This window comes from Cellulomonas septica (assembly GCF_012396155.1).
GTDB classification, from domain to species: Bacteria; Actinomycetota; Actinomycetes; order Actinomycetales; family Cellulomonadaceae; genus Cellulomonas; species Cellulomonas septica.
Genome location: NZ_JAAXOY010000503.1, coordinates 1 through 2,689, shown reverse-complemented (window position 1 = coordinate 2,689; position 2,689 = coordinate 1). Strand labels below are relative to the sequence as shown.

Sequence of the window (2,689 nt, the reverse complement as noted above, 5' to 3'; positions counted from 1 at the left end):
CTTCGGCGCCGCCGGGCTGTCCGACGACGACGTGCGGGACGTGCTCGACGGCGACCGCGCCGCCGACGCCGTGCGGGCGGACGAGGCGCAGGCGCGCCTGATCGGCGTCACCGGCGTGCCGTTCTTCGTCGTGGACCGACGCATCGCCGTGTCCGGCGCGCAGCCCGCGGCGGTCTTCACGCAGCTGCTCGAGGCCGCGTGGCGCGAGGCGAACCCGCTGACGGTGCTGGGCGACCCGGACGCGGCCGCGTGCACCGACGACTCCTGCGCGATCTGACCACCGATCCCCTCCCGGGGCGCCGTCGTCCGGCCTAGGGTCGCGCCATGACCACCACGCCCGACGAGGTGCGCCCCGCCCCTCGGACCGACCCGCTCGGGGTCGTCGTCCCCTCGTCCGTGCCGACCCACTGGTACAACCTCGCGGCCGACCTGCCCGAGCCGTGCCCGCCCGCGCTGCACCCGGGCACGCGCGAGCCGCTCACGCCCGACGACCTCGCCCCGCTGTTCCCGATGGCGCTCATCGCGCAGGAGGTGACGACCGAGCGCTGGGTCGAGATCCCGCAGACCGTGCGTGAGCTGTACGCGCTGTGGCGGCCGTCGCCGCTGGTGCGGGCGGTCCGGCTGGAGCGTGCGCTCGGCACGCCCGCACGGATCTACTACAAGTACGAGGGCGTGAGCCCGGTCGGGTCGCACAAGCCGAACACGGCCGTCGCGCAGGCGTACTACAACGCGGTCGAGGGCATCACGAAGCTCACGACCGAGACCGGTGCGGGCCAGTGGGGCGCGTCGCTGTCGATGGCGTGCTCCCTGCTGGGGCTCGAGTGCGAGGTGTGGCAGGTGCGCGCGTCGTACGACGCGAAGCCTTACCGCCGCATGCAGATGGAGACGTACGGCGGCGTGTGCCACCCGTCGCCGTCCGACCTCACCGAGGCCGGTCGGGCGATGCTCGCCGCCGACCCCGACACCACCGGGTCGCTCGGCATGGCGATCAGCGAGGCCGTCGAGGCCGCCGCGACGAACCCCGCCGCGCACTACGCGCTCGGATCCGTGCTCAACCACGTGCTGCTGCACCAGTCCGTCATCGGCCAGGAGGCCCTCGCGCAGCTCGACGAGATCGGCGAGATTGCCGACGTCGTGTTCGGCTGCGCGGGCGGCGGGTCGAACCTCGGCGGGCTCGCGTTCCCGTTCCTCGGCCGCAACCTGCGCGACGGCGCGACCACCCGCGTCGTCGCGTGCGAGCCCGCCGCGTGCCCGTCGATGACGCAGGGCGAGTACCGGTACGACTTCGGCGACGTCGCCGGGCTCACGCCGCTGCTCAAGATGCACACGCTCGGCAAGGACTTCGTGCCGCCGCCCATCCACGCGGGTGGCCTGCGCTACCACGGCATGGCGCCGATGGTGTCGCACGCCTACGAGCTCGGGCTGCTGTCCGCGATCGCCGTCGAGCAGGAGGACGCGTTCGCCGCGGGCGTCGAGTTCGCGCGCGCCGAGGGGATCATCCCCGCACCCGAGTCGACGCACGCCGTCGCCGGGGCCCTCGCGCACGCCCGGGCCGCGACCGACGCGGAGACGATCGTCATCGGCCTGTCGGGCAACGGCATCCTCGACCTGCCCGCGTACCACCAGTACCTCTGACGCGGGTCGCGCGGCCCGGGCGACGTGTCCCGGGCCGCGCACCTGCGTCAGCGGGCCGCGAGGGCGGCGACCGGCCGTCCGGGGTCCGCCGCGACGACCGCGACCTGACCGAAGAACGCCACCTCGTGGCGGCACGACGCGTCGAACGCGGCGACCATGCGCTCGCGCGTCACCGGGTCCGCGTGCTGCACGGCGGCGTCGGCCAGCCGGCACGCGTGCGCCGCGTGGTCCGTGAACGGCGCACTCCCGTACGTCGCGACCCAGTCGCGGTACGGGTGGCCCGGGACCGCGTCCGCCTCGGCGAGGAGCGCGACCCCCACCTCCGCGTACACCCAGTAGCAGGGCAGGACGGCGGCGACGACCTCCGCGTACGAGCCGTGCGCCGCGACGGCCGCGAGGTGGTCGACGTAGGCCCGCGTGACCGCGGACGGTGGTGTCGTCGGGCGCACCGCGGCCCGCGCCAGGTAGGTCTCGTGCAGGCTGCGCTCGACCGCGAGGCACGAGTGCGCGCCACGGGCGAAGAACTCCTGCGCGTCCGCCGTCGGGGCGAGCGCGGACGCCCGTGCGAGCACGCGCGAGTACGCCGTCAGGTAGAGCGCGTCCTGGTGCAGCTGCTCGGCGAACGCCTCGAACGGCAGCGAGCCGTCCGCGAGACCGCGCACGAGCGGCTGCTCGAGGGACGCGGCGCAGGCCGCCGCGAGCGCGCCCGCGACCTCGTCGGTGAAGGACGGCAGGCCGAGCCCCGGCACGTGGTGGAAGTGGTCGACGGGCCCGTGGCCCGAGCCGACCCGCAGCGCCTCCCCCGCGGCGATCGCACCGCCGAGCCAGCGCTTCGCGTCACGGGCCGCCGAGGGTGTCGATGTCGGCGTACCGGATGGTGTTCGCGGTGACCTGCGTGGCCGGTCCCGCCTCGATGCGCTTCGGTGCGCCGACGGGGTGGCAGATGATCGCGAGCATGTCGCCGACCGCGGGGTTCGCGGTGCCGAACTCCGACCAGCCGTAGGTGTTGCCGGGGTTGCCGGCGACGCGGAACAGCGCCATGTCGAGCCCGCCG

Annotated in this window: 4 protein-coding genes; 2 read left to right on the top strand and 2 right to left on the bottom strand. The window is 74.9% G+C overall.

Annotated elements, in window-relative coordinates:
* Both HGA02_RS15740 and HGA02_RS15735 read left to right on the top strand, forming a co-directional pair.
* Window positions 1–277, top strand: a 277-nt coding sequence (locus HGA02_RS15740; RefSeq protein ID WP_210728659.1) for a DsbA family oxidoreductase, incomplete at its 5' end; no start/stop codon positions are given.
* Between the two features lie 47 nt (window positions 278–324).
* Window positions 325–1,635 carry a TrpB-like pyridoxal phosphate-dependent enzyme gene (locus HGA02_RS15735; RefSeq protein ID WP_168680024.1) on the top strand — a complete coding sequence of 437 codons (1,311 nt, stop codon included), beginning with the start codon at window positions 325–327 and terminating at the stop codon, window positions 1,633–1,635.
* A 47-nt stretch (window positions 1,636–1,682) separates the two neighbouring features.
* Here the strand turns inward: HGA02_RS15735 and HGA02_RS15730 are convergent, their stop codons facing one another.
* Both HGA02_RS15730 and HGA02_RS15725 read right to left on the bottom strand, forming a co-directional pair.
* Complete coding sequence (locus HGA02_RS15730; protein ID WP_343035517.1) at window positions 1,683–2,384, bottom strand: TenA family protein; 702 nt, start codon at window positions 2,382–2,384, stop codon at window positions 1,683–1,685.
* A gap of 88 nt (window positions 2,385–2,472) precedes the next feature.
* Window positions 2,473–2,689: hypothetical protein (locus tag HGA02_RS15725; RefSeq protein WP_210728660.1), on the bottom strand; the 217-nt coding region annotated here is incomplete at its 5' end.